Below are 24,175 nucleotides of genomic sequence, written 5' to 3' on the forward strand. Positions count from 1 at the left end.
CCCGGGGCGTCACCGCGACCCGAGGGGTGGATCAGGATCGATGCCGGCGGTGGGGTCCAGTGGCGGGTCCGGCGGAGGAAAGGTGGAGTCCAGTGGCGAGTCCGTCGGAGGAAACCTGCGTCTCACCACCGCCGGCCGGAGGAGCGCGGCGGTGCCAGCCCGCCGCACGTCGGGTGAACCCGGGGAATCTGCGCCGCATAACCTGGGCCGGTGCCGATCGGATGGCGAGCCGCGATGACCACCGCGCTCTACGGTGACCACGGGTTCTTCGTCAGCGGCGCCGGGCCGGCCGCGCACTTCCGGACCAGCGCGCACGCCGTACCGGTGCTCGGCGGCGCCCTGCTGCGGCTGCTGGACCGGCTCGACGCCGCGCTGGGCCGGCCGGACCCGCTGCACGTGGTCGACGTCGGCGCCGGCCGGGGTGAACTGCTCGGCACGCTGGCCCGGCTCGCCCCGCCGGAGCTCGCCGCCCGGCTCCGGCTGACCGCGGTCGAGCTGGCCGCTCGCCCGGACTCGCTGCCGGAGACGATCGGTTGGCGCTCGGACCTGCCGGAGCGGGTCGTCGGGTTGCTGCTCGCGACCGAGTGGCTGGACAACGTACCGCTGGACGTCGCGGAACCCGGCCCGGCCGGCTGGCGACGAGTACTCGTCGACCCCGGCACCGGTGCGGAGTCGCCCGGTGGCCCGCTCGACGCGGCCGAGACCGCGTGGCTGGCCGGCTGGTGGCCGACCCCGCCGGACCCAGCGCTGCCCGGCCGGGTGGAGATCGGGCTGCCCCGGGACGTCGCCTGGGCCGAGGCGGTCGGCAGCCTGCACCGGGGGCTGGCCCTCGCCGTCGACTACGGACACCTGCGGGACACCCGCCCGCCGCACGGCACGCTCACCGGGTTCCGGGGCGGCCGGCAGGTGCACCCGGTACCGGACGGGAGCTGCGACCTGACCGCGCACGTCGCGATGGACTCGGTGGCGGCGGCCGGTACGGCGCGGGCCGGCCGGCCGTACACCCTGGTCGGGCAGCACACGGCACTGCGCGCGCTCGGGGCCGACGGGCGGCGACCCGCGCTGGCGCTGGCCTCGACCGACCCGGCGGGTTACGTCCGGGCGCTCGCCCGGGCCTCCACGGCGGCCGAACTGACCGATCCTGCCGGCCTCGGCGGCCACTGGTGGCTACTCCAACCGGTCGGTGTCGATTCGGGACCGTCCGGGTGGCTCCGCCCAGAATCCACTGGACCGACACCCGGGCGACCCGCGAGATGACCGCGTAGCCGCGGTCGTCGTGCAAGACGGTGAGCCGGTTGCGGCCCGCCCTCACCGCCATGGCCCTGCCCGGCCCGGTTCCCTGCGCGGCCGAGCGAACTGCCACGGCTTTCTCGGCCGCCTGCTCCTCCTTCCAGAGATCCCAGGCGACCCCCGCCACGCTCGGCCATCTCCTGCGCCTCAAGCAGCGCCCCAAGCAGCACCCCAAGCAGCACCCCAAGCAGCACCCCAAGCAGCACCCCAAGCCGACGCACGTCGGCCGGCGATGCGGCCGGGCGGATCGTGGCACGATGGCGGGCATGACTGCCGACACCGGGGCGCTGCGGGAGCTGACCGTCGGCACCGGGGCGGGCCTCGACACCGCCGACATGGTGCTGAACATCGGACCGCAGCATCCGTCGACCCACGGCGTACTCCGGCTCAAACTGGTGCTCGACGGCGAGCGGGTGATCTCCTGCGAGCCGATCGTCGGCTACATGCACCGGGGTGCGGAGAAGCTCTTCGAGGTACGCGACTACCGGCAGATCATCGTGCTCGCCAACCGGCACGACTGGCTGTCGGCGTTCTCCAACGAACTCGGCGTGGTGCTCGCGGTCGAGCGGATGATGGGGATGGAGGTGCCGGAGCGGTCCGTCTGGCTGCGCACCGCCCTGGCCGAGCTGAACCGGGTGCTCAACCACCTGATGTTCCTCGGCTCCTATCCGCTGGAGATCGGCGCCATCACCCCGATGTTCTACGCGTTCCGGGAACGCGAGACCCTCCAGACGGTGATGGAGGAGGTCTCCGGCGGCCGGATGCACTACATGTTCAACCGGGTCGGTGGGCTCAAGGAGGAGGTGCCGGCCGGCTGGACCCGGCGGGCCAGGGCGGCGATCGGCGAGGTGCGCCGCCGCCTGCCGGACCTGGACAACCTGATCCGGCGCAACGACATCTTCCTGGCCCGTACCGTCGGAGTCGGGGTGCTCTCCGCTGCCGACGCGGCCGCGTACGGCGCCTCCGGCCCGGTCGCCCGGGCCTCCGGACTCGACCTCGACCTGCGCCGCGACGAGCCTTACCTGGCGTACGGGTCGCTGGAGGTGCCGGTGGTCACCCGGAGCGCCGGTGACTGCCACTCCCGGTTCGAGGTCCTGCTCGACCAGGTGTACGTCTCACTCGACCTCGCGGAACGCTGCCTGGACCAGGTCGACCGGATCAGCGGTCCGGTGAACGTGCGGCTGCCCAAGGTGGTGAAGGCGCCGGAGGGGCACACCTACGCCTGGACCGAGAACCCGCTCGGGATCAACGGCTACTACCTGGTGTCCCGGGGCGACAAGACCCCGTGGCGGATGAAGCTGCGCACCGCCTCGTACGCCAACGTCCAGGCCCTGGCCACGCTGCTCCCCGGCTGTCTGGTGCCGGACCTGATCGCGATCCTGGGCTCGATGTTCTTCGTCGTCGGGGACATCGACAAATAGCGCCGCCAGGTGGCTGCCGACGAGTAGCCGCGGACAACCGACCGCAAATGGGTGGCGCGGACGGGTGGGCCCGGACAGGGTGGCGCGGGGGCGGCGGTCAGCGCCAGTCGCCGTCGGCGGGGTAGCCGCCGTACTCCGACCGCCGGGTGCCGCCGGCCCGGGGCGACTCGTCCAGCGGCGGGTAACCGTACTCCTCGTCCTCCCGGTGCCGCCGCCCCCGCCGGGCCGGCTCCGGCTCCTGCCGGGGCGGCCCCCAGACGGAGGCCGGGTCCACACCTCCGGCGGGCAGCGCCGGAGCACCGCCGGACGGCTCCCAGCCCCGGCTGTCGCCCGGGTCGCCGCCACCGCCGCGTCGGGCAGCGTCGCCGCCGGACCAACCGCCGGAGCCGTACTGACCGTCGGACCGCCGGTCGTCGCTGCGGGACTCCGACCACTGGCGACCGGCCCGCCGGCCCTCGTCCGGCCTCGGCTCCTCCCGGCGCATCTCCGCCCAGCGGTCCTCGACCCGGAGTTCCGTACCCGACTCGTCGGACCGCATCGACGCCCGCCGCTCGCCCATCCGGACCTCCCGGCCCCGGTCGTCGCTGCGTACCGAGGTCCAGCGGTCGCCGGCCCGCAGCTCGGCCCAGTACGAGTCGTCGGCCGGGTCGCCGGTCTCGGGCTCCGGCTCCGGGTCAGCCGGGCGGTCACGCCAGCCGCTGCCGGACCGGGCGTCCCGCCCCTCGTCGGCGGGCTCGGCGGACCGCCGGCCCCGCGCCGCCTGCGGGTCGGCCAGGTCCTCGTCGCGCCCGTCCCGCTCGCGACCGCCGCCCCCGTAGCTGCCACCGCCGTACGTGCCGCCGCCGTGGCCCCCGCCCTGGTCGCCGGCTCCGTAGCCGCGACGCTCACCACCGCCGTAGCCGGCACGATCGTCGCCGCGGCCGTAACCAGCCCGGTCGTCGCCGCCGTGACCGGTCCCACCGTCGCCGCCGGGGCCACGGCGCTCTCCGCCGTAGCCGCCTGCGCCACGCTCGTCCCCGCCGTAGCCGCCACCGGACCGGCGCTCGTCGGGGCCCCGGCCCGGACCGCCGGACCGCTCCTCGGCACCGCCGTAGCCGCCCCCGCCGTACGTACCTCCGCCGCCGTAGGTGCTGCCGGCCTGGCCACCGCCGCCGTAGGTACCGGCCTGGCCACCGGCGCCGTAGGTACCGGCCTGGCCACCGGCGCCGTAGGTACCGTTGCCGTAGCCGCCCGAATGGGCGCCGCCGTAGACGCCGCCGCCGTAACCCGCGCCGTGGTCGTCGTCCTCGTGGCCGCCGACGATGGTCTGCCGGGTGGTCACCTGCACGGTCTCGGTGTGCCGGACGATGCCTCGGCCGAGTGGCGGCCCGGACACGCCTCCGGGGCTGCCCGGCATTCCCGCCGGGCCGCCCCGATGCGGCCGGGCGCCCTGCGCCCACGAGTGGCCGTACTGCCCGGGCTCACCCGCTGTACCGTCGTCCCGGCCGTACCGTCCCCGGCCCGACCCGGCCCGGCCGCCGTCGGAATGGCCGCTCGCCTGGTAGCTGCCGCCCTGGTAGGCGCTGCCGGGCCGACCGTGGAATTCGCCGGTGTCGCCCTGGTCCGCAGCGTGCGCCGGGACCGAAGCGTGCGCCGGGGCCGAAGCGTGCGCCGGGGCCGCGCCCCCGGCGGCCCGGCGTGGCCCGTCCGAGCGGGAGCCGGAGCCGTCCCGAACCGGTCCGCCCGGCGGCGTCCAGCCCGCCGGGGCCGGCTCGTCCGGCACCCGGGCGGCCCGGCCCGGATCCGTGGGTGGTGCCCAGCCGCTCTGACCCGGCTCGGCCGGCGCCCGTCCGGCGGGCACGCCGGCGGCACCGACCGCGCCGCCGACCACCGCCCCGGCACCGACCGGACCGGTCGTGGCGGCCGGCGCGGCCGTAACGGAGGTGACCGGCGCCGCCGCGCCGGCCCGGACGGCGTCGAGCTGGCCCCGCAGCGCCTCGACGTCGCCCCGTACGACCTCCAGCTTCTCGCCGAACGCCTTGTGGGTGGCCCGGGCGGCGGTGGCGATGTCGTTGCGCAGCTCACCCCGGAGATCGTCGAGTTCCTCGATGAGGGTCTCCTCCAGGTCCAGCCGGACACCCTCCGAGTCGCCACGCAACGTGATCGACAGTCCGATGAGTACGACCGCCAGCACGGCGAGCACCGCCGCGATCCGGAGCGGCCCGTTGCCCTGTCCGACCAGGAGTAACAGGGCGGCCAGCGGAGCCAGCCCCACCCCGACCCAGAAGAGGATGGTCAGCAGCGGCCTACGGCGGGTTTCCTCGGGGGCCTCGCGGGCTGACATGGCAGTCGAGCCTACCCACACTTACCGGGGACCGGAATGGCGGCGGCCGGCAAAGCGGGGCCGGTCGACGCCACGTACGGTGACATCGACCGACCCCTCGGTCAGCTCCGCTCCTCGCGCGGGAGGTTCACCCCCGCGCCGACGGTCAGCTCGTGGCCAGCGCGCCGTCCGACGAGAAGACCAGTCCGACGCTGATCGTGCCGCTGGTCAGCGCCGACTTGGTCTGCGGGCCACCGGCGTCGAGCGAGTCGAACCGGCCCGCGTTGAAGTGGTAAACCTGCACCAGCCCGGCCTGGCACTTCGGCCGCTGGGGGCACTCCGGCGGTCCGCCGAGCACGGTCGCCGAGCCGGAGCACTTCGCCGCCAGCTCGCTGAGCGTCCGCACGCCGTACTTGTCGGCGAACTCCCTGGTGACCGCGAACGCGTTCTGGTCCTGGGCGGCCGACGGCTTGCCGAAGGTGATGCCGACCTTCTCACCGGCCGCCTTCAGCCCGGTCACCGTCTGGTTGAGATCCGGCGAGGAGATCGGCGGCGGGGTGGCACCGCCCTTCGCGTTCACCTTGTTGTTCAGGAAGTCCGCCATCGTCGCGGCGTACTCCGGAACGACCTGGATGTCGCCCTTCTCCAGCGCGGGCTCGTAGAGCTCGCGGTTGCCGATCTGCTGGACCTTGACCTGGTAGCCGGCGGCGGTGAGGGCGATCCGGTACAGCTCGCCCAGGGTCTGGTTCTCGCTGAAGTTGGCCGCGCCGACCGTGATGTTGCCGGTGCCGCCGGTCGGGATGCCCGCGGTGAGGTTGTTGGCCGAGGCGAATTCCTCGGCGGCCACCTTCGGGGTCTTGCGCTCCACGTCGACCGCCTTGTTCAGACCGATCAGCTTGCTGGTGTCGAGGCTGTCCGAGACCTTGTCCAGGGCCGCGACCAACTGCGGCTGGGCCGCCTTGCTGTTGATCGCCGGAATGATGTTGTCGGTGTTCTGGAGCTTCTTGTCGTCGTCGAGCACGACCAGGCTCGACCCGGCCACCGGTGCGCAACCGGCGCCCTGCGCCCCGGTGGCCGGGGCCTGGGTGCCGGAGGAGCCGGCCCCACCGCAGCCGGCGAGAAAGCCGGCCGCGACGACGGCACCGGCGGCGCCGACTGCCAGACGTGAACGTGTACGCATGAAAACGCCCGCCTCCTGTGTCCCGGCGCGGCCCGGGGTGGGCCGGCCGCGTGTCCGACGGGCGACGTGTCAGGACGGTCGCCCGCGACCTCTCACGAAACATCCTCTCGTCAGGTACGACAATCTGCGGCGCGCTTCGTCACCGGATCGTCACGCAAAGGGGCACGATTCGCACAGAGACGACCACTCTGTGTGATAGTCACGCGTGCCGGGCGGCCGGATCGGGCCGACGGCAGGTGATTGAACCCACACCCGCCGAGGGGTCAGGAGCCGGTGATCGCCGCCGCCGCCCGCTGGTCGGCCCGCCGGGTGATCCGGCGTCGGGCGCGGCGCAGCGGCCGGGGCGTGACCACCCGTTCCACCAGCGCGAAGACCAGCTCGACCAGCAGCGCGAGCAGGGCGACGAGCAGCCCGCCGGCCAGGATCTGACCCCCGCCGACCGAGATGCCCAGCCCGAACCCGGCGCTGATGATCTGGCCCAGCCCGCCCCCGTTGACGAACGAGGCGAGCGCGGCGGTCGCCACCACCTGCACCGCGGCGGTACGGAACCCGGCCGCGAGGTAGGGCACCGCGAGCGGCAACTCCACCCGGCGCAGCAACTGCCCGCCGGAGAGCCCCATCCCGCGCGCGGCGTCCCGCACCTCCGGATCGACCTGCCGGATCCCGGTGTACGCGTTCGCCAGCAGCGGCGGCACCGCGAAGACCGCCAACGCGATGATCACCGGCGGCTTGCCGAAGCCGAGCGCGGTCAGCGGCAGGATGGTCAGCAGCGCGATGGTCGGGATGGCCAGCGTGACGTTGGAGACCAGCACCACGATGCCACCGCCCCGGCCGGTGTGTCCGAGCCAGAGCCCGAGCGGCCAGGCGACCAGGCAGCCGAGCGCGACGGCGGCAGCGGAGATGCCCAGATGCTCGACCAGCCGGTCGAGCACACCACCGGGGTTGGTCCAGTTCAGCGGGTCGTTGAGCCAGACGACGGCCTGCTCGATCGGGTTCATCCCCGCCCACCTCCGGTTCGCGACTGCGGGGCTCGCAACACCGGCTCACTCCTCGCGCTCACCCCTGCCCACCTCCGGTTCGCGACTGCGGGGCTCGCAACACCGGCTCACTCCTCGCGCTCACCCCTGCCCACCTCCGGTTCGCGACTGCGGGGCTCGCAACACCGGCTCACTCCTCGCGCTCACCCCGCCGCTCCCCGACGTCGTGCCCACGGGGTGAGCAGCCGACCGAGGCCGGCGAGGACCAGGTCCAGCACCAGGGCCAGGAGTACGCAGAGTAGCGTTCCGGTCATGATCTCGGCCTTGAAGAGGTTGTTCCGGAACCCGCCGAGGATGAGCTGTCCGAGCCCGCCGTGCCCGACCAGTACCCCGACGGTGACCAGCGCCACCGTGGAGACGGTCGCCAGGCGCAGGCCGGTGAAGATGCCCGGCAACGCCAGCGGAAGATCGATCCGGAGCAGTCGGGCGAACCGGCCGTACCCCATGCCCTGGGCCGCGTCCCGGACCTCCTCCGGCACCTGGTTCAGGGCGGCGAGCGCGTTTCGGATGATCAGCAGCAGGGCGTAGAGGACCAGCCCGAGCAGCACCGTCGCCGTCCCCGTCCCGAGGTACGGTGCGACGAAGGCGAAGAGCGCCAGCGACGGGATCGTGTACAGCACACCGGAGAGTGCGAGAATCGGGCCGGTGAGCGGCCGGAACCAGTACGCCAGCACGGCGAGCGGGATCGCCACCAGGGCGGCGATCAGCACGGCCTGGGCGGTGAGGGAGGCGTGCTCCCGCAGTGCGGCGAGGATGGTCTCCGAATTGCCCTGCACATAGTCCCAGGAGAACCACGGATTACCCGGGTCAGCCCGGTCGATCACCCGGAAGGACATACGTGGACGTTACCCCGGAGGCCGGCTCCGCCGGGTCCGCCGGCACCACGGGTGCCGCCGCGATAACCCTCGACCAGGTACGCAAGCAGTATCCCGACGGCACGGTGGCGGTCGGCGAGCTGAGTCTGGAGGTCAAGGCCGGCGAGCTGGTCGTGCTGATCGGGCCGTCCGGCTGCGGCAAGTCGACCGTGCTCCGCATGATCAACCGGCTGATCGAGCCGACCTCCGGCCGGATCCTGCTCGGCGACGAGGACGTTACCCGGACCGATCCGGTGCGGCTCCGGCGGCGGATCGGCTACGTGATCCAGAACGTCGGGCTCTTCCCGCACCAGACCATCACCACGAATGTCGGCACCGTGCCGAGACTGCTCGGCTGGCCGAAGGCCCGGATCGCGCAACGCACCGCGGAACTGCTGGACCTGGTCGGTCTCGACCCGGCCACCTTCGGCCCGCGTTATCCGCACGAGCTCTCCGGCGGCCAGCGGCAGCGGGTCGGGGTGGCCCGGGCCCTGGCCGCCGATCCGGTGGTGCTGCTGATGGACGAGCCGTTCTCCGCCGTCGACCCGATCGCGCGGGCCCGGCTCCAGGAGGAGTTCCTGCGGCTCCAGGCGGAGGTACGCAAGACGATCGTGCTGGTCACCCACGACCTGGACGAGGCGGTCCGGCTCGGTGACCGGATCGTGGTGCTCTCCCAGGGCGGCAGGCTGGAGCAGTACGCCGGCCCGGCGACCCTGCTCGGCGAGCCGGCCTCGGCCTTCGTCCGGGAGTTCGTCGGGACCGACCGGGCGATCCGGCGGCTCGCGGTCACCCCGGTCACCCGGGACCTGCTCCGTCCGCTGCCGGTCGACCCGGCCGCCACCGCCGGGCTGCCGACCGTGCCGCTCGGGTCGTCGCTCTACGACGCGCTGGCGGTGCTGCTGCGGACCAACTCGGACGACGCCCGGGTGACCGACGAGGGCGGCGAGCCGGTCGGCACGGTGAGCCGGCACCAGATCCTCAGCATCGACTACCCGGCCGACCCGGTCGGCGGATAGCCGCGGCGCCCCGCCCGGGCGGGCCGGCCCGGCCCGGCCAACCTCTGCACGGCGGCGGCAGGCCGACGTCGCCCGCAGAGGACATCCCCGGTCGACCGGCGTGCACACCGGCATCGCCAACACGCGGCACGACACCCGGAGTGAGCCGGTCGCGGGAGGGAGGCGAACGGTCACTCCGGGCGCCGTCGGGCGGCTCGTTCGCCCGCCCGGGGAGGGGCCTAGGTCGTGCCCGGGTACTGCCGCGAACTCAGTGTCGGCCGCGCCAGCCGCCCAGGCTGGCCAGGCCGATGATCCAGCCGACGAAGAAGCCGTACGCGGCACCGCTGCCGGCGGCCTGGAATGCGCCCAGCAGTGACGGGTTGCTGCCGATCAGCGTGGCGAACAGCGCCGCGAACGCACCGGCGAAGACGTACGCCGACCAGCCCGCGAGGAACTGGCTGAGGGTGCCCCGGGCCCGGGCCAGTTGCGAGCCGGGCAGCAGGTAGAGGAAGACCCAGGTGAGCACCACCAGCAGGATGGCCTTGAGGTCGGCGGCGATGACGTTCTGGATCGTGTCGTCCGAGTCGAACCGCCAGGCCGGCCAGGCGAGCAGCCGGAGGAACCAGCCACCCGCCGTGTCGGGGTCGGTCTCGTCCCGGGCCCAGTCGGCGTACCAGGGGCCGCCGAAGACCAGGACCAGTACGAGTGCGGCGAGCGTACCCGCACCCGTGGCCGTCTTGTACCTATTGCTGAGAGCCATGCCCGGGGTAATTCCCAGCGGAATCTGATCGCGAAACCCGGTGCCGGATTTCCGGAATGCGCTTTACTTCAACCCGATGCACGCCATTGGCGTACCGATAGCGCGATTTACCGGACTCGTTCCGGCCGGCGGATCCGCCCGGTCGGCGTCCCGGTCAGTGCTTCTGTAGATAGTCGATGAACGCGGCCCGGAGCAGCGGCGCGGTCTCCTCGTAGCCGTGCCCGGTGAACTCCCGCCAGAGCGCGACCGCCTCGTCCACGGTCGGTCCGGCCGCGTTCGGCGAGCCGTCCAGCGCCGCCGCCTCGTCCGCGTTCGGCAGGTGCCGGATCACGGACCAGAAGAAGCCGATGTCCCGCCGTTCCCGGGCCAGCGCGAAGGCCCGCTCGCGCAACTCCTCCGTGGACAGCGCGTCCAACTCGGCAAAGGTCGGCGTGGTGCGAGACTCGGGACCGGATTCCGTCATAACGCCGAGCCTATCCGCCCGAACCGCCGCAAGCCGCACCGCCCGCCCCGCCCGAACCGCCGCAAGCCGCACCGCCCGCCCCGGCCGGACCAGCGGTCCGGAGCGTCCCAGCGGTCGGTCGGACGACGGCTCCCGACCGGCAGCCGGCCGGGTCACCGGTCCGGGGCGTCCCAGCGGTCGCCGCCCCAGCGGTCGGTCGGCTGGCCGGGCGGCGAGGAGGTCCAGGGCTCCGGCGGCTGGGCCTGGGTGGTGTCCCAGCTCGCCCTCGCCGGCTCCTCCACCCAGTCGCGCTCCCGCTCGGCGTATGCCCGGGGGCGGCCGTTCGCCTCGATCAGCCGGGTCACCACCAGACCGGCAGCCACCAGCACGGCGGCGAGGGCGGTCGGCGCGATGTCCAGGTTGCGCTCGTCGGCGTACCGGATGAACAGGGCCAGCGCGACGGTCGCGAGCAGCCCGCCGGCGATCCCGCCCCGCCGCCCGAAGGCGCTGGCGCCGCCGAGCAGCGCGGCACCCATGGCCAGACCGGTCCACTCGAATCCGGTGGTCGGCGCCACCGGCCCGGTACCGCCGGCCGCGAGCAGCATCCCCGCGGCGACCGCGAAGACCGTCGACAGCACCAGGCCGAGCGTGACGATGACTCCGGCGGCCCCGCCCCGGCGCAGCGCCGCATCGCCCACCGGCCGGAACCGGCCGACGGCCCGGCGTACCGTCTTGACGGTGCCGAAGAGGCCGGCCAGCACGGCGACGGCGGCGAAGCCGGCGAAGAGGTAGACCGCGTGCTGCGTCGGGTCGTACTCGCCCTGCACGTCGACCGGGGCGCTCCGCCGCTCGATGAAGACGATCACCGCGAGTCCGGCGGCGAGGCTGGCCGCCCAGCCCGGCACGTGGAAGCCCACCACCAGTACGGCGATCACCAGCCCGACGGCCACCCCGGCGACCAGCGCCGGCAACATCGTCTGGACGGTACCCCGGTCGGAGTTCTCCGCGAAGTGCAGCGCGGCGGCGACCGCGACCGGACCCAGCGCGAGGTTCGGCGCGGCGATCCGCAGGGTCAGCCCGGCGCCGAGGGTGAGCAGCCCGATCGCGGTACCGAAGACCAGCAGGCTCTCCCGCTGTGCGCCACGGAGCAGGTCGGGATAGTCGCGGTTGCACAGGAAGAGCAGCACCGCCACCACGACCAGCAGCACCAGCTCCCAGAGCAGGTGCACGGCGATCCGATCCCGGCCGGGCTCGCCGTGCGCGGGATCGTCGAAGACGTTCTCCAACGCGGCCGGCGAGACGTTCCGCCGCCTGGTCGGCTCGACCGGCTCCGGGTCGGCCCCGACACCCGGCTCACCACCCATGAACCGTCCGGTCAGCGGGCTGGATGACGTACGGGTGTCGGCGTCGTATCCGGGGTCACCGCCGTACCGGGGATCCTCCCGCTCGCTGGTACCCACCGGATCCGTTCCGGGGTCCCGTCGCCGATAGATCGAATCGTCGTACGCCATTGCGCGCGCCTCCTGTTTCGTCCCGCCGAACAGGCTCCGACCCGGGGCGGCGTCCGGGACCGGAGCGGTCGGACTGGGCCCGATCCAGCGAAGCGGACGGATCTGGCCCAGTCCGAGGCACCGTACCCGCGCGCACGCCCGGCCGTCACCCCCGGTGCGCGTCGATTCGGCGCGCGACCTGCTCAGCGCTCGTCGCGCCGACCCGGATCGTCACTCTGCGAATCTTGATCATCACGATCGGGCACCCGGCAGGAACGCTCCAACCAGAGCGCCGCGCCGACCAGGGCGAGCGACGCGCCCAGTCCCGCACTGGCCGCCGGTACGTCGTTGGCGGCTGCCCGGGTCCGCTCGATCAGCAGCCAGACGTCCAGCCCGGCGTAGAACCCGGCGAAGATCGACCCGGCCAGCGCCGACGCCTTGGCCAGTACGACGAACCGGGCCACCGCCAGCGGGTCGACCGGATCCCGGCCGGGCTTGCGCTCGACCCGGGCCTTGGTGTTCGCGGCGGCGTACCCCTCCAGGGCGGCGAGCGCGAGCAGGGTGACGATGGGCAGCCAGGGCAGCGGCGGAATGTGGCTGTAGAAGCTGCTCACCAGCAACCAGGCCAGGGCCGCCGAGGCGAGTCCGGCCACCACCAGGGAGGCGGGTCTGGTCGGACCCATCCGCCCGCGCTCGGGGGCCGGGCCGCGCGTCGGGGGTCTGCGCTCGGTCACAACTCTTCCTCACTCCGCTCGTCGGCACCGGATCCCGCAGATCGGCGGACCCGTCCGGTCCGCACCGCGGCCACCGTCAATCCGACTCTATCCGCAGATCCGGGCGGGGGCGCACGTCCAGCACGTCGGTGGCGACCGGCTCGGTCGACATCAGGTCGGTCAGCCAGCCGTGGCCGGGCAGCCGCCCGTACGGCTGGATGTCGATCCACGGCCGGAGCACGAACGCCCGCAGGTGGGCCCGGGGGTGCGGCAGGGTCAGCTCCGGATCGTCGCTGCGCACCGGCTCGTCGTCGGCCGACCAGACCGCGATCACGTCCACGTCGAGGCTGCGCGGCCCGAACCGGCGCTCCGGGTCACGGACCCGTCCGGCGGCCGTCTCGGCGGCCCGGGCCCGGTCCAGCCAGTCGCGCGGGCCGGCCGCGTCGTCCGCGACCAGCAGGACGGCGTTCAGGTACGCCGGCTGGTCCTCCTCGCCCCACGGCGGCGTCTCGTAGACCCCGGAGGCCACCAGGAGTACGTCGCGCAGCCCGGTCACCGCCGTGCGCAGGTGTCCGAGCCGGTCACCGAGGTTGCTGCCGAGCGAGAGCACGGCCCGGGTCATGTCACCTCCGCCGGGTCACGGTCACCGCCACGTCGGCGAAGTCGTGCGGGATCGGCGCCTGCGGCTTGTGCACGGTGACCGAGGTGACCAGTACCCGTGGATCGGCGAGACAGGCGGCGGCGAGCCGCTCGGCCAGCGTCTCGATCAGGTTGACCGGCTCGCCGGTCACGATCGCGACCAGCCGCCCGGCGAGTTCGCCGTAGTGCACGGTGTCGGCCACGTCGTCGGAGCGGCCCGCCATCGTGAGGTCGAGTTCCAGCACCACGTCGACGACGAAGTCCTGCCCCTGGGCGCGCTCGAAGTCGTAGACGCCGTGCCGGCCACGCGCCCGCAGCCCGGTCAGCACGATCCGGTCGGTCCCCGGCCCGAGTGGCCCGGCGGGAGGACCGCCTTCGCCGGCTGGCCCGGTCATCCGGCCACCTCCCCGGTCGCCAGCCGGGGCCGACCACTGGCGGCCCAGACCGCGAGCGCGTCCACGGTCTCCCGCACGTCGTGCACCCGTACCCCCCAGGCGCCGGCCGCGACCGCCAGCACGCTGGTGGCGACCGTGGCGGCGGTACGCCCGTCGGTCGACCGTGGCGTGCCGTCCGGGCCGGCCAGCAGCGTACCCAGGTACGACTTGCGGCTGGCCCCGAAGAGCAGCGGATAGCCGAGCGCCAGCAGCTCCGGCAGCCGGGCGGTGAGCTGCCAGTTGTCGGCCGGCCGCTTGGCGAAGCCGAGGCCCGGGTCGATCACGATGCGGTCGGCGGCGACCCCGGCGGCGAGGGCGTCCTCGATCCGCTGCGCCAGCTCGGCCCGTACGTCGGTGACCACGTCGGTGTAGTGGGCGAGTTCCTGCATCCGCTTGGCGTGCGCGCGCCAGTGCATCAGGATCCACGGGCAGCCCGCCTCGGCGACCACCTTGGCCATGTCCGGGTCGGCGAGTCCACCGGAGACGTCGTTGACCACGGTCGCGCCGGCGGCCAGCGCGGCGGCGGCGACACCGGCCCGGTAGGTGTCGACACTCATCGGCACTCCGCGGGCGGCGAGTTCCCGGATGACCGGCAGCACCCGGGCGGCCTCGGTCTCCTCGTCGACCCGCTCCGCGCCGGGCCGGGTGGATTCGCCGCCCACGTCGACGAGCTGGGCGCCCTCGGCGTGCATCTGCACCCCGTGCCGTACCGCGGCGCCGAGGTCGGCGTAGCGGCCGCCGTCGGAGAAGGAGTCGGGCGTGACGTTGAGGACGCCCATCACCACCGGCCGGGACGAGCGGAGCAGCCCGCCGTCGCCCGACGAACCCCCGCCGGTCGCGGCGGTGCCCTCGACTGACTCGGTCACGGCTTCGACGCTACCCACCTGCCCGGTCGCCACCCCGGTCGCCCCCGGGGTCGCGCCGCTTCCGTGAAGATGCCCCCTGCGGCCCGGCGCGCAGGCCACTCCTCTCGGGAAGCAGCCCGATCTTGCTCGGATCCCGGGGTCGCGCCGCTTCCGTGAAGATGCCCCCTGCGGCCCGGCGCGCAGGCCGCTCCTGCCCGGAAGCAGCCCGATCTTGCTCGGATCCGGGGGACGGGCGGGCACGTGAAAACCGCCCGGTCGGGACGGATCGGTGGCACTCGGCGCCGCTTGTTCCAAACAGGCACGCGCCGTACGCTCGCATCAGCCAGATGCCAGAACTTAAGAGATGGGCCGAATTAGGACAAAAATGCCCACAAACCATCACCCTTCGCGGTGATTGCGAGACGCAGGGTCGATCAACACCCCACGACCGACCCGGTTGACCGGGCTTGACAGCAGTGCGGAGGCGAGGCGTCTCCGCACCCGGGGAGGATTTCGATGTTCGCCATGGAGCTGGTGGAGACGGCATGGCCGACTGCCACGCACGCGCTCCACACCCTCGCGTCCGTAACGGCGGCCGAACCCGAGGGCAATATCGACACCAAAGGGATCGTCAATTTCTTCGCCAGCAACATCGCGCCCATCCTGCTCGCCGTACTCGGCGTGATCTTCATCGGTCGGGCCAGCAAGGGCGAGGTCTCCAAGGTGCTGACCAGCTCGGCGATCGCGCTACTCGGCCTGGCCTTCATCGCCGGGGCGGCGACGCTGTTCTTCGTCGGCGAGAACCTGATCAACCTGATCTTCGAATAGACCGCGGAGCACGAGATGCGGCTGCGCACCGACGACGACATCTATCGGGCCCGCCTGGTCTACCTGGGGCCGCCCGGCTACACACTGCCCATCCACCTGCCTTACACGCAGTACGGGCTGTTCATGTTGCTGGTGCCGCTCTTCATGTTCATTCATTGGCTCTTCACCCTCAAGGTCGAGCTGATCCCCGCCTGGGAGATCGCGCTCGCGATCGTCACCACCTCGTTCGTCTTCCGGTACGTCGACCCCGACCGTCCCGCCCGAGTGGTCATCCGGACGGCACTGACCGACTGGCGGCGCACCCGTGAACCGGCGACAGAGCAGCGTGACCCCCGACTGGTCGCGACCCGTATCCGGATCCGGGAGCAGTTGACATGACCGACCGCAGCGAGGTGACGGCGTGACCGAGCGAACCAGATTCCTCTGCCGCTGGACGGTGGAGCCCGTCGGGCTGGGCGAGGCGGCAGCATGACCCGCCCCACCCGGCCGGGCTCGTCGCACCCGGCAGGTCGCCCGGCCGACAACCCCGGTAACGGTACGCAGTCCTCCGGCTACCCCCCGTCCGAGCTGGCCGAGGAGAACGAGTACGACGCCGCACTGCTCAGCAACACCGGCCACGGCGGGGTCGCGGTCTTCCAGGCACCGCAGCCACCGGCCCGGAACCGCCCGGCCCGGCCCGCCGCCGCGCCGCCGGCCCGGTCGCCGGCCCCGGTCGAGCATCCGGACATCGACTCCCCCTTCCTCGACCTCTTCGGCGGCCCGGTCCAGCCCTCGTCGCCGGCCGCCCCGGCGCCCCGCCCCGCACCTCGCCCGCCCGCACCGCAGCCACGCGGACGCTGGGGCGAGGATCCGGACGCCGCCGTCGGCCTGCCGGCCTGGCAGCCGGACGAACTCCCGGCGGGCGGCACCGGCCAGCCGGAGGCCGCATCCGGACAGCCCAGCGCCCGGCACGCCCCGCCGGCCGCCCCGCCGGCCCGGCCGGTGCGCGAGGACATCACCGGCGCCCGGGCCGACGGCACCCTCCGGCCGGTGGAACCGGTCCGCCTCGACCCCGATCCGGCCGGTGGCGCCGGCTGGCCGGCCGAACCGGCGGCCCCCCGCGCCGTCCCGGGTGGCACGGCCGGCGCGCAGGCCAAGGCGTACCCGGGGCGGCCGAGCCCGGCACCGCAGCAGCGCGGTGGCGAGCACTCCGGTGCGCTGCCGATCGTCCGCGAGCCCGTCGAGCAGCCGGCCCGTCGAGCCGCCAGGCCGGCGGACCGGGACCCGGGGCCGGTCACCCCGAAGCAGCGGCGGAGCACGCCGAAGCCGGCCCGGCCGCAACCGCTGACCAAACCCCAACGGGTACGCGCACCGAAGCTCCGCTTCGGCGACCGGGATCCCGCCGTCGAGCTGGCCATCACCGAGATCGCCGGCCACCTGACCTTCACCCCGAACACCGTCACCGCGTGGTACTGGCTGCCGGAGGTGCGCTGGGCGTTCCGGCCGGACGCCGAACGGGAGGCGCTGCTCTCCGCCATCTCGGAGCAGTACGCCGGCCTCGCCGGCTTCCGGCTGCACCTGCGCCGGACCACCCGGCCGTTCCCGGCCGACGAGTGGGCCCGGACGATCGACCAGCACACCCCGCAGCCGCTGGCCACCGTGGCCGGCGCGCCGAGTTGGTCGGACCACCTGGTCGCCGCCCAGCGGCACCTGCTCTCGGTCAACCACGCCGAGGGGCAGACCTATCTCGGCGTCACCTTCGCCCGCCGGTCGCTCGGCAACTCGCTGGCCGAGCGGATCCTCCGGGCCTTCGGCCGGGGCGTCGCCGACGGCGAGCGGCGCAAGCTGGGCCGGACCGTCGAGCAGTTCGACGAGGTGCTCGGCGCGTTCGGGATGCGCGGGCGGCAGGTCACCGCCGAGGAGCTGGAGTGGCTGATGTACCGCTCCGTGGCGCTCTGCATGGCCCCGCCCGGTCAGCTCTCGCCGGTCACCAACGGCCGGTGGGAACGCGGCGACCTGCTCGCCCTGACCGAGCAGGTGGAGCGCTACCGCACCCCGTACGGGTCGACGGTGAAGCTGGTCAACCGGGTGACCGGGGAGGAGCGGCACGTCGCCGTACTCGCGGTGGGCCGGATGGAGCCGCTGGAGATCCCGGAGCGGCACGAGCCGTGGCTGCACTTCCACGAGCGGCTGCCCTGGCCGATGGAGCTCTCCACCCGGGTCGACATCCTCGGTCCCGGCGACTCGTTCCGCAACCTCGAACACCGGCTGCGGATGATCCGCTCCCAGCAGCTCGACTACGCCGAGCACGGCATCGACGCCCCGCCCGAGCTGGAGCGGCTGGCCAAGCGGGCCCTGGTGATCGGCGACGAGATGACCACCGGGCTGCCGGTGGACTCGGCCCGGGCGCACGGCTGGCACCGGATCGCGGTCGGCGGGCGGACCCGGGAGGAGTGCCTGGAGCGGGCCCGTCGGCTGATCCAGCTCTACTCGCGGGAGCTGCGGATCTCGCTCCAGCATCCGAAGAACCAGGACTGGCTGGCCCGGGAGTTCATTCCCGGCGAACCGATCGCCAACACCGGCTACCTGCGCCGGATGCCGGTCAACCTGCTCGCCGCCGCGCTGCCGCAGGCCGCCTCCACCGTCGGCGACCGGCGCGGCGACCTGATCGGGCGGACGGCCGGCACCTGCCGCCGGCCGGTCTTCCTCGACATGCACTTCCCGATGGAGGTACGCGAGCGCTCCGGCCTCGCCGTCTTCGTCGCCGAGCCGGGCGGTGGTAAGTCCACCCTGCTCGGCGCGCTCGGCTATCTGGCCGCCCGGCGCGGGGTGCAGGTGACCCTGCTCGACCCGTCCGGCCCGCTGGCCCGGCTCTGCGCGATGCCGGAGCTACGTCCCTATTCCCGGGTGTTGAACCTGACCGGCTCCGAGCACGGCACCCTGGCGCCGTACGCGCTGATCCCGACCCCGCTGCGCAGCGAGTTCCCCACCGGCGCGGCCGGTGACCGGGAGTTCCAGATCGCGGTCTCCAACGCCCGGGCCGAGCGGCGGATGCTGGTGCAGGACATCTGCATGATGCTGGTACCCCCGCAGGTGGCCCGGGAGGCGTCCACCGCGACGCTGTTCCGGCACGCCGTACGCCAGGTGCCGGCCGAGGAGACCTCCACGCTGGACGACGTGGTGGCCTGCCTCGCCGGGCTGGAGGACGAGGGCCGGGAGCTGGCCAACCTGCTGCTGGACACCGCCGAGATGCCGCTCGCACTGCTCTTCTTCGGCCGGCCGCCGGAGGGGCTGCTCGGCGCCGACGCCACGCTGACCGTGATCACGATGGCCGGGCTCCGGCTCCCCGACCTGAAGATCGAGCGGGAGTACTGGTCGGCCGAGGAGGCGCTGGCGCTGCCGATGCTGCACACCGCGCACCGGCTGGCGGTACGCCGCTGCTACGGCGGCGCGATGTCGTCGCGGAAGCTGGTAGGCCTGGACGAGGCGCACTTCATGGAGGGCTGGCGTTCCGGCCGGTCGTTCCTGGTCCGGCTGGCCCGGGACTCCCGGAAGTGGAACCTCGCCGCGCTGGTCTCCTCGCAGAACCCGAAGGACATCCTCGGGCTGGACGTGCAGAACCTGGTCTCCACCGTCTTCGTCGGACGGATCGCCGAGGACGTCGACATCGCCTCCGAGGCGCTGCGGCTGCTCCGGGTGCCGGTCAACGACGGCTACGAGGCGACCCTGGCCTCGCTGTCCAACGTGGACGCCTCCTCGGCGGACCGGCTCGGTTTCCGGGAGTTCGTGATGCGCGACGTCGACGGCCGGGTGCAGAAGGTACGCGTCGACGTCTCGTACGTGCCCGGCCTGCTCGACCACCTGGACACCACCCCGGTCACGGCGAAGGCCGCCGCGGCCAACCTGCCCTCCCCCGTCGCGGACCTGGAGGCTTGACCGATGGACCGTTTCCAACTTCCGCTCACGGTCCGCCGTGGCCGCCGGCGCCCCGCTGTCGGAGTTGGAAAGGGTCCGACGAGGAGCGGAGCGCGCCTCGCCGCCCTGCTACTCACGATCGGGGTGCTGGCGACCGCCACGCTGGTCTGGCCGGTGCTCGGCGGCGCCGCGCCCGCCTCTGCCGCGCCGGTCCCGAGCCGGGCCAAGGTCGCGCTCTGCACCACCGCCGAGTGGGAGGCGAACTTCCGGGACTGCGTCGACCGGCTCGCCGACGTCGGGCAGAACATCCGCGACTGCGTGAAGGCGCCCACGCCGAGCACCCCGGACCAGGGGCTGGGCGGCTGGTTCGCCACCCGGCCGGAGGCGAGCGGCAAGCCGGGTGTCAAGGGGATGTACACCGAGTACGGCAACGCCGGCTACAGCTACGAGACGTACGACGACACCGGCGGTTGCGCCTCGGACGTGATCGATCCGGGCAGCAAGGTGTTCAACAAGATCGCGGATGGCGAGATCCGGATCGCCGCCGCGATCATCGGCGCCTCGAACGCGCTGCGCGAGCGCGCCTGGGACCCGAGCACCATGTGGGACTGGGCGGATCCGCTGGTCGAACAGGCTACCAAGGCGATCTACGAGCGGGTCTTCAGCGTCTTCGGCATCATCACCCTCTGCGTCGTCGGCATCTACCTGCTCTGGCGCTCCCGGCAGTCCGACATGAGCAACGCGATGACCACCGCCGGCTGGGCGGTGCTGGTGATGGTCGCGGTGACCGCGATCGCCGCCTGGCCGGTCCGGTCCGCCAACGTCGCCGACGGCACCCTGGTCACCACCCTGAACGTGGTGCACGAGGCGGTCGGCCCCCGGGACAAGAGCATCCCGGCCGACCGGTGCGGATCGCTCAGTCCCGCCGCCTGCAAGGACAACCGGCCGCCGGCGCTGCGGGCCGGCGACACCGCGACCGAGACCATGCTCTACCGCAACTGGCTGCGCGGCGCGCTCGGCTCCTCGGACAGCGAGACGGCCCGCAAGTACGGCCGGGCGCTCTACGACGCCAAGGCGTTCACCTGGGAGGAGGCCGCCCGGATCGCTGCCAACCCGGGCACCCGGTCGGCCGCCGTCGAGGCCAAGCAGGAACAGTGGATGAAGGTCGCCGAGCAGATCCACCAGGAGGACCCGGAGGCGTACGAGTACCTGCGCGGCGCCCGCGACTCGGACCGGATCGGCGCCGGGCTGATCGCCATCCTCGCCGCGATCCTCTTCGCGATGTTCGACCTGACCGCGTCGCTGCTGGTGCTGCTCGGTTTCCTGCTCTTCCGGTGGGCGGTGATCGCCGCCCCGGTGCTCGGCACGGTCGGGCTGCTCCGTCCGGCCAGTGCCGGGCTGCGCCGGCTGGGCAACGCCGTGGTGGCCGCCGTGTTCAACATCGCCATTTTCGGCACCGGCGCGGCGATCTATCTCTTCGCCGTCGACCTGGTGATGAGTACCCCCACCATTCCCGGCTGGCTCCAGGTGGTGCTGGTCTGGCTCTGCGGTGTGGTGGGCTGGCTGCTGCTGCGGCCGTACCGCCGGATCACCCAGCTCGGTGGCAAGGACAGCACCGAGGTGATCGGATCGGCCAGCTCATGGCACCGCCGGTTCTTCCGGGACGTCCGGTCGGCGTCCCGGCTGGAGAACGACTCGGACGACCGTACCGACGTCCGGGGCAAGAACCGCAGCGTGGTGATCCAGCAGACCAACGTACGCCCGGAGGCCCGGCACGAGGACCCGGCGCAGAGCGCCGTCGGCAGCCGCTCGGAGACCAGCACCGACCGGGGTACCGATCCGCCCGGCACGCCCCCGGCGGACGCCCCGGCCGGCGGGTCCGGTTCGCGACCGGGCCGGGGCCGGCCGTCCCGGCGCCGGCCGGCGGAGTGGACCGAGCCCGACGTACCGGTGGAGAACCCCTCCTACGTGATCTACCGCCCCGATTCCGCACCCGCGCCCGACCCGGCCCCCGCGCCGGCGCCCCGGATCCGGTCCGAGGCGAGGTGACCCGATGCGGCGGGCCGTCGAGTTCCTCTTCACCCGGCTCCTCCGGTCCCGGCTCGGGATCGCGGTCGTGATCGCCGTGGTGGTCCTCGGCATCGTCGGCGCGGCCCGGCTGGTCGCCGGACCCGGCGAGGACCGGCCCGGACTGATCGGCGGAACTCCCGGCCCGATCAGCGTCACCGACCCGGCGGCCGGCGACGACGGGCTGACCGTGACCACGGAGCCGTCGCCCCGGACCAGTCCCGGCGCGCCCGAGCCGGCGCAGGTGGCCCGGTCGTTCGCGACCGCCTGGCTCGACCACCGGGACGTGACCGCCGACGAGTGGCACGGGAGGCTGCGCCCGCTCGTCACCGAGAATCTGGCCGAGCAGTTGACCGGCGTCGACCCGGCCACCGTGCCGGCCGACCGGATCACCGGCGAGCTGCTGGTCGTACCCCAGAACGACAGCCTGGTCGAGGCGGTCGTACCGGTGGACTCGGGCGAACTCCGGCTCGGCCTGGTGGCCCTCGAGGGCCGCTGGCGGGTCGACACGGTGGACTGGCAACGGCGCTGAGCGGGCGCGGGGAGGTGGGGTGGGGATGACCGACCGTGGTCCGGCCCGACGGCCGGTACGCCGGGTCGCGCTGGCGACGGCGCTGACCGGGGTACTCGCGCTGCTCTGCTGTGTCGGGGGTACCGGTGCGTTCCTGGTGACCATGTTCGCCTCCGAGGAGGAAAACCTGGCGGCGGCCACCTTCGGCTGCGGCAACACCGAGCCGATCAAGATCGAAGGCGAGTTGCCGCTGGTCGGGCCGTACAAGACGAGCCAGATGCGGAACGCGGCGATCATCATCAAGGTCGGCCGGGAGATGGGCCTGCCGCCCCGGGCCTGGGTGATCGCGGTCGCCACCGCGATGCAGGAGTCCGGCCTGACCAACCTCGGTCACCTCGGCGACCGCAACGACCACGACTCGCTCGGGCTCTTCCAACAGCGACCCAGCACCGGCTGGGGCACCCCGGAGCAGATTCGCAACCCGGAGTACGCGGCCCGGAAGTTCTACGAGAAGTTGAAGACCGTCCGGAACTGGCAGAAGCGCTCCCTCACCCGGGCCGCCCAGGCGGTGCAGGTCAGCGCCTTCCCGGACGCGTACGCCAAGCACGAGCCGCTGGCGACCGAGATCGTGAACGCGTTGACCGGTGGGGCCGCCCGGGCCGCCGGTACCGATCTCGGGCTCGGCTGCGCGGACGGGGCGGAGATCGCCGCCTCGGGCTGGACCGCGCCGATCCCCGGTGCGGTCGGCTCCGGATTCCGTACCGCCAGCCGGCCGTCGCACAACGGCGTCGACATCGGCGCGGCGAAGTACACCACCCAGATCCGGGCGGCTGCCGCCGGCCGGGTACTCGTCTCCCGCTGCGACCCGGACCGGCGCGGCCGGTTGAGCTGCAACGTCGACGGCTTCCCGGGCAAGGGCGGCTGCGGCTGGTACGTCGACATCCTGCACGCGGGCAACGTGATCACCCGGTACTGCCATATGGTCAGTAGACCGATGGTTTCGAAGAACGACATGGTGGAGGCCGGGCAGGTGATCGGTCGGGTCGGATCCAGCGGCAACTCCTCGGGGCCGCATCTGCACTTCGAGGTGCACCTGCGCGGTGACCGGAGCAGGCACGGCGCCACCGACCCGGTGCCGTTCATGCGGGACCGGGGCGCACCGCTGACGGATGGCGGATGAGCCGGCGGAGCAACCCGTGAGTCATGATCCACTTCCCGATCCGTTCGCCGGCCAGCCCGACTGGGCTCCGGCGCCGCCCCGACCGATCGTGATCGCCGCCGCCGCGAACCGGGTGGACCTGCGCGGCCGCCGGGTCCTGGTCGGTCTGCCCGGGCTCGGCTGGCGGGGCGACCTGCGGGCGGACGAGCGGGTGGTGCAGGGCAGCCGCACCTACGTGCCGGTACTGGCCGAGCACGAGTGGTACCGGGCGGAGGCCGAGCAGATCGAGGTCTTCGCCCCGCTGGTGCCGGCGGAACGGGTCTGGGTGGAGACCCTCGGCGAGGTATCCGGGTGGGACGCCGGCACACCGCCGATCCCCCGACCGGCCCGGCCGGACGTGATCTCCCGGCTGGTGTCGCTGGACGCGCCGACGCACCGGGCCCCGATGCCGGTGGTCGAGGCGGACGCGGTCGCCGGCCGCCGGGTGGTCCAGGTCGCCGACGCGATCGAGCGGCGCGACCTACGCGCCGTCACCGAGGTCTACACCAGCAACGACGGGGACATCTGCGTACGGGTCACCGCCGAACTCGACTGGTATCGCTGGGCGTGGAGCGGCCGGCCGCCGACCACCCTGGAGGTCCCGGTGCACCTGCTCTGGATCGAGTGACCCCGCGAGCCCGGTCAGGTGACCGGGTTGGCCTCGCAGACCCGCCAGCCGTCGTCCTGCTCGGCGCCGAAGCGCCACCGCTGGTGCTCGGTCTGCGAGAGGTTGTCCACCAGGTACGAGATCACCAGCTCGACCGAGACCTCGGCGCGCTCCCCCTGGGTGCGTACGTCCAGCGGCCCCCACTTGACCACGAAGGTGATCTGGAACTGCTTCTCCCGGGCCGCCAGGTCGGCGCGCAGCGCCCGCAGCGGGGCGAGACCGGCGGAGTCGGCGCACTCGAACTGCTCGGCCAGTACGTCGTTCTCGTCGACCAGGAAGGCCCGCAGGTAGTTGTCCACCACCACGTCCGGGGCGCTCCGGTCGGGTGCGGTGAACCGGTCGTAGGCGACGTAGGCGAATGCGGCGCCGGCCAGGCAGAGAAGTGCCAGTGCACCACCGACCACCGCCAGCACCAGGCCCAGCCGCCGTCGAGGCGGCGCCGGTGGCGGTGCGACCGGCTCGGGAGCGGCCTGTCCGGGCGGGGTCCGTTGGGTGGGTACCCGGGACACCTGGGAATCGGCCGGGGGGTGCACTGATTCCACCCCCTGAGGCTAGCCGCTGGCGCCTCCGTACCCAATGGGCGTGAATTCCAGCTTGGTAACCAAAAG

The 24,175-nt window shown here is 73.3% G+C and carries 22 protein-coding genes; 10 read left to right on the forward strand and 12 right to left on the reverse strand.

Features of this window, described 5'->3' with window-relative positions; translation table 11 throughout:
* Nucleotides 1–210: 210 nt before the first annotated feature.
* A complete protein-coding gene (locus ACQEVC_RS06845) occupies nucleotides 211–1,257 on the forward strand; it encodes an SAM-dependent methyltransferase (protein WP_432874282.1) in 1,047 nt (348 codons plus the stop codon).
* Between the two features lie 290 nt (nucleotides 1,258–1,547).
* Nucleotides 1,548–2,711 (forward strand): NADH-quinone oxidoreductase subunit D, encoded by a 1,164-nt coding sequence (locus tag ACQEVC_RS06850; RefSeq protein WP_432874284.1) that lies wholly within the window; start codon nucleotides 1,548–1,550, stop codon nucleotides 2,709–2,711.
* Nucleotides 2,712–2,808: 97 nt separating this feature from the next.
* On the opposite strand, the gene ACQEVC_RS06855 is transcribed toward ACQEVC_RS06850, so the two are convergent.
* The 4 genes from ACQEVC_RS06855 to ACQEVC_RS06870 all read right to left on the reverse strand — a co-directional run bounded on the left by ACQEVC_RS06855 (nucleotide 2,809) and on the right by ACQEVC_RS06870 (nucleotide 8,066).
* Entirely contained in the window at nucleotides 2,809–5,034 is a 2,226-nt protein-coding gene (locus tag ACQEVC_RS06855; RefSeq protein ID WP_432874285.1) for a hypothetical protein, read from the reverse strand.
* Nucleotides 5,035–5,179: 145 nt separating this feature from the next.
* A complete protein-coding gene (locus tag ACQEVC_RS06860) occupies nucleotides 5,180–6,193 on the reverse strand; it encodes a glycine betaine ABC transporter substrate-binding protein (protein ID WP_432874287.1) in 1,014 nt (337 codons plus the stop codon).
* A 263-nt stretch (nucleotides 6,194–6,456) separates the two neighbouring features.
* Nucleotides 6,457–7,191 carry an ABC transporter permease gene (locus ACQEVC_RS06865; protein WP_432874289.1) on the reverse strand — a complete coding sequence of 245 codons (735 nt, stop codon included), beginning with the start codon at nucleotides 7,189–7,191 and terminating at the stop codon, nucleotides 6,457–6,459.
* A gap of 182 nt (nucleotides 7,192–7,373) precedes the next feature.
* Nucleotides 7,374–8,066 carry an ABC transporter permease gene (locus tag ACQEVC_RS06870; RefSeq protein ID WP_318396829.1) on the reverse strand — a complete coding sequence of 231 codons (693 nt, stop codon included), beginning with the start codon at nucleotides 8,064–8,066 and terminating at the stop codon, nucleotides 7,374–7,376.
* Nucleotides 8,067–8,068: 2 nt separating this feature from the next.
* On the opposite strand from ACQEVC_RS06870, the gene ACQEVC_RS06875 reads away from it, so the two are divergent.
* Nucleotides 8,069–9,100, forward strand: coding sequence for an ABC transporter ATP-binding protein (locus ACQEVC_RS06875; protein ID WP_432874291.1), 1,032 nt, complete (start codon nucleotides 8,069–8,071; stop codon nucleotides 9,098–9,100).
* 247 nt (nucleotides 9,101–9,347) lie between these two features.
* Here ACQEVC_RS06875 and ACQEVC_RS06880 read toward each other — a convergent pair whose 3' ends face one another.
* The 7 genes from ACQEVC_RS06880 to folP all read right to left on the reverse strand — a co-directional run bounded on the left by ACQEVC_RS06880 (nucleotide 9,348) and on the right by folP (nucleotide 14,336).
* Complete coding sequence (locus ACQEVC_RS06880) at nucleotides 9,348–9,839, reverse strand: hypothetical protein (RefSeq protein ID WP_432874293.1); 492 nt, start codon at nucleotides 9,837–9,839, stop codon at nucleotides 9,348–9,350.
* Between the two features lie 154 nt (nucleotides 9,840–9,993).
* The gene (locus ACQEVC_RS06885) at nucleotides 9,994–10,302 is read right to left on the reverse strand and encodes a hypothetical protein (RefSeq protein WP_107257392.1); all 309 of its coding nucleotides are present in this window, start codon (nucleotides 10,300–10,302) and stop codon (nucleotides 9,994–9,996) included.
* Between the two features lie 152 nt (nucleotides 10,303–10,454).
* The gene (locus ACQEVC_RS06890; RefSeq protein ID WP_432874295.1) at nucleotides 10,455–11,792 is read right to left on the reverse strand and encodes an ABC transporter permease; all 1,338 of its coding nucleotides are present in this window, start codon (nucleotides 11,790–11,792) and stop codon (nucleotides 10,455–10,457) included.
* A 182-nt stretch (nucleotides 11,793–11,974) separates the two neighbouring features.
* Nucleotides 11,975–12,454, reverse strand: a complete 480-nt coding sequence (locus ACQEVC_RS06895) for a DUF3180 domain-containing protein (protein ID WP_432891094.1) — start codon at nucleotides 12,452–12,454, stop codon at nucleotides 11,975–11,977.
* 127 nt (nucleotides 12,455–12,581) lie between these two features.
* Complete coding sequence (gene folK, locus ACQEVC_RS06900; protein WP_432874297.1) at nucleotides 12,582–13,106, reverse strand: 2-amino-4-hydroxy-6-hydroxymethyldihydropteridine diphosphokinase; 525 nt, start codon at nucleotides 13,104–13,106, stop codon at nucleotides 12,582–12,584.
* A 1-nt stretch (nucleotide 13,107) separates the two neighbouring features.
* Nucleotides 13,108–13,518, reverse strand: coding sequence for a dihydroneopterin aldolase (folB, locus tag ACQEVC_RS06905; protein WP_432874298.1), 411 nt, complete (start codon nucleotides 13,516–13,518; stop codon nucleotides 13,108–13,110).
* Nucleotides 13,515–14,336, reverse strand: a complete 822-nt coding sequence (gene folP, locus ACQEVC_RS06910; protein WP_432891097.1) for a dihydropteroate synthase — start codon at nucleotides 14,334–14,336, stop codon at nucleotides 13,515–13,517. Before folP ends, folB begins: the two co-directional genes overlap by 4 nt.
* A gap of 582 nt (nucleotides 14,337–14,918) precedes the next feature.
* On the opposite strand from folP, the gene ACQEVC_RS06915 reads away from it, so the two are divergent.
* The 7 genes from ACQEVC_RS06915 to ACQEVC_RS06945 all read left to right on the forward strand — a co-directional run bounded on the left by ACQEVC_RS06915 (nucleotide 14,919) and on the right by ACQEVC_RS06945 (nucleotide 23,528).
* Entirely contained in the window at nucleotides 14,919–15,230 is a 312-nt protein-coding gene (locus ACQEVC_RS06915; protein WP_432874300.1) for a hypothetical protein, read from the forward strand.
* 15 nt (nucleotides 15,231–15,245) lie between these two features.
* A complete protein-coding gene (locus tag ACQEVC_RS06920) occupies nucleotides 15,246–15,608 on the forward strand; it encodes a hypothetical protein (RefSeq protein ID WP_432874301.1) in 363 nt (120 codons plus the stop codon).
* Between the two features lie 90 nt (nucleotides 15,609–15,698).
* On the forward strand, nucleotides 15,699–19,145 hold the full coding sequence (locus ACQEVC_RS06925) for an ATP-binding protein (RefSeq protein ID WP_432874303.1): 3,447 nt from the start codon (nucleotides 15,699–15,701) through the stop codon (nucleotides 19,143–19,145).
* Nucleotides 19,146–19,268: 123 nt separating this feature from the next.
* Entirely contained in the window at nucleotides 19,269–21,173 is a 1,905-nt protein-coding gene (locus ACQEVC_RS06930) for an MFS transporter (RefSeq protein ID WP_432874305.1), read from the forward strand.
* Nucleotides 21,174–21,177: 4 nt separating this feature from the next.
* A complete protein-coding gene (locus ACQEVC_RS06935; protein WP_432874307.1) occupies nucleotides 21,178–21,723 on the forward strand; it encodes a hypothetical protein in 546 nt (181 codons plus the stop codon).
* A 25-nt stretch (nucleotides 21,724–21,748) separates the two neighbouring features.
* Complete coding sequence (locus tag ACQEVC_RS06940; RefSeq protein WP_432874309.1) at nucleotides 21,749–22,882, forward strand: peptidoglycan DD-metalloendopeptidase family protein; 1,134 nt, start codon at nucleotides 21,749–21,751, stop codon at nucleotides 22,880–22,882.
* Complete coding sequence (locus tag ACQEVC_RS06945) at nucleotides 22,872–23,528, forward strand: hypothetical protein (RefSeq protein ID WP_432874311.1); 657 nt, start codon at nucleotides 22,872–22,874, stop codon at nucleotides 23,526–23,528. The genes ACQEVC_RS06940 and ACQEVC_RS06945 overlap by 11 nt, the downstream gene beginning before the upstream one ends.
* Nucleotides 23,529–23,542: 14 nt before the next feature.
* Here ACQEVC_RS06945 and ACQEVC_RS06950 read toward each other — a convergent pair whose 3' ends face one another.
* Complete coding sequence (locus tag ACQEVC_RS06950; protein WP_432891099.1) at nucleotides 23,543–24,100, reverse strand: hypothetical protein; 558 nt, start codon at nucleotides 24,098–24,100, stop codon at nucleotides 23,543–23,545.
* Nucleotides 24,101–24,175: the final 75 nt, after the last annotated feature.

The organism is Plantactinospora sp. CA-294935 (assembly GCF_050936445.1).
Lineage (GTDB): Bacteria > Actinomycetota > Actinomycetes > Mycobacteriales > Micromonosporaceae > Plantactinospora.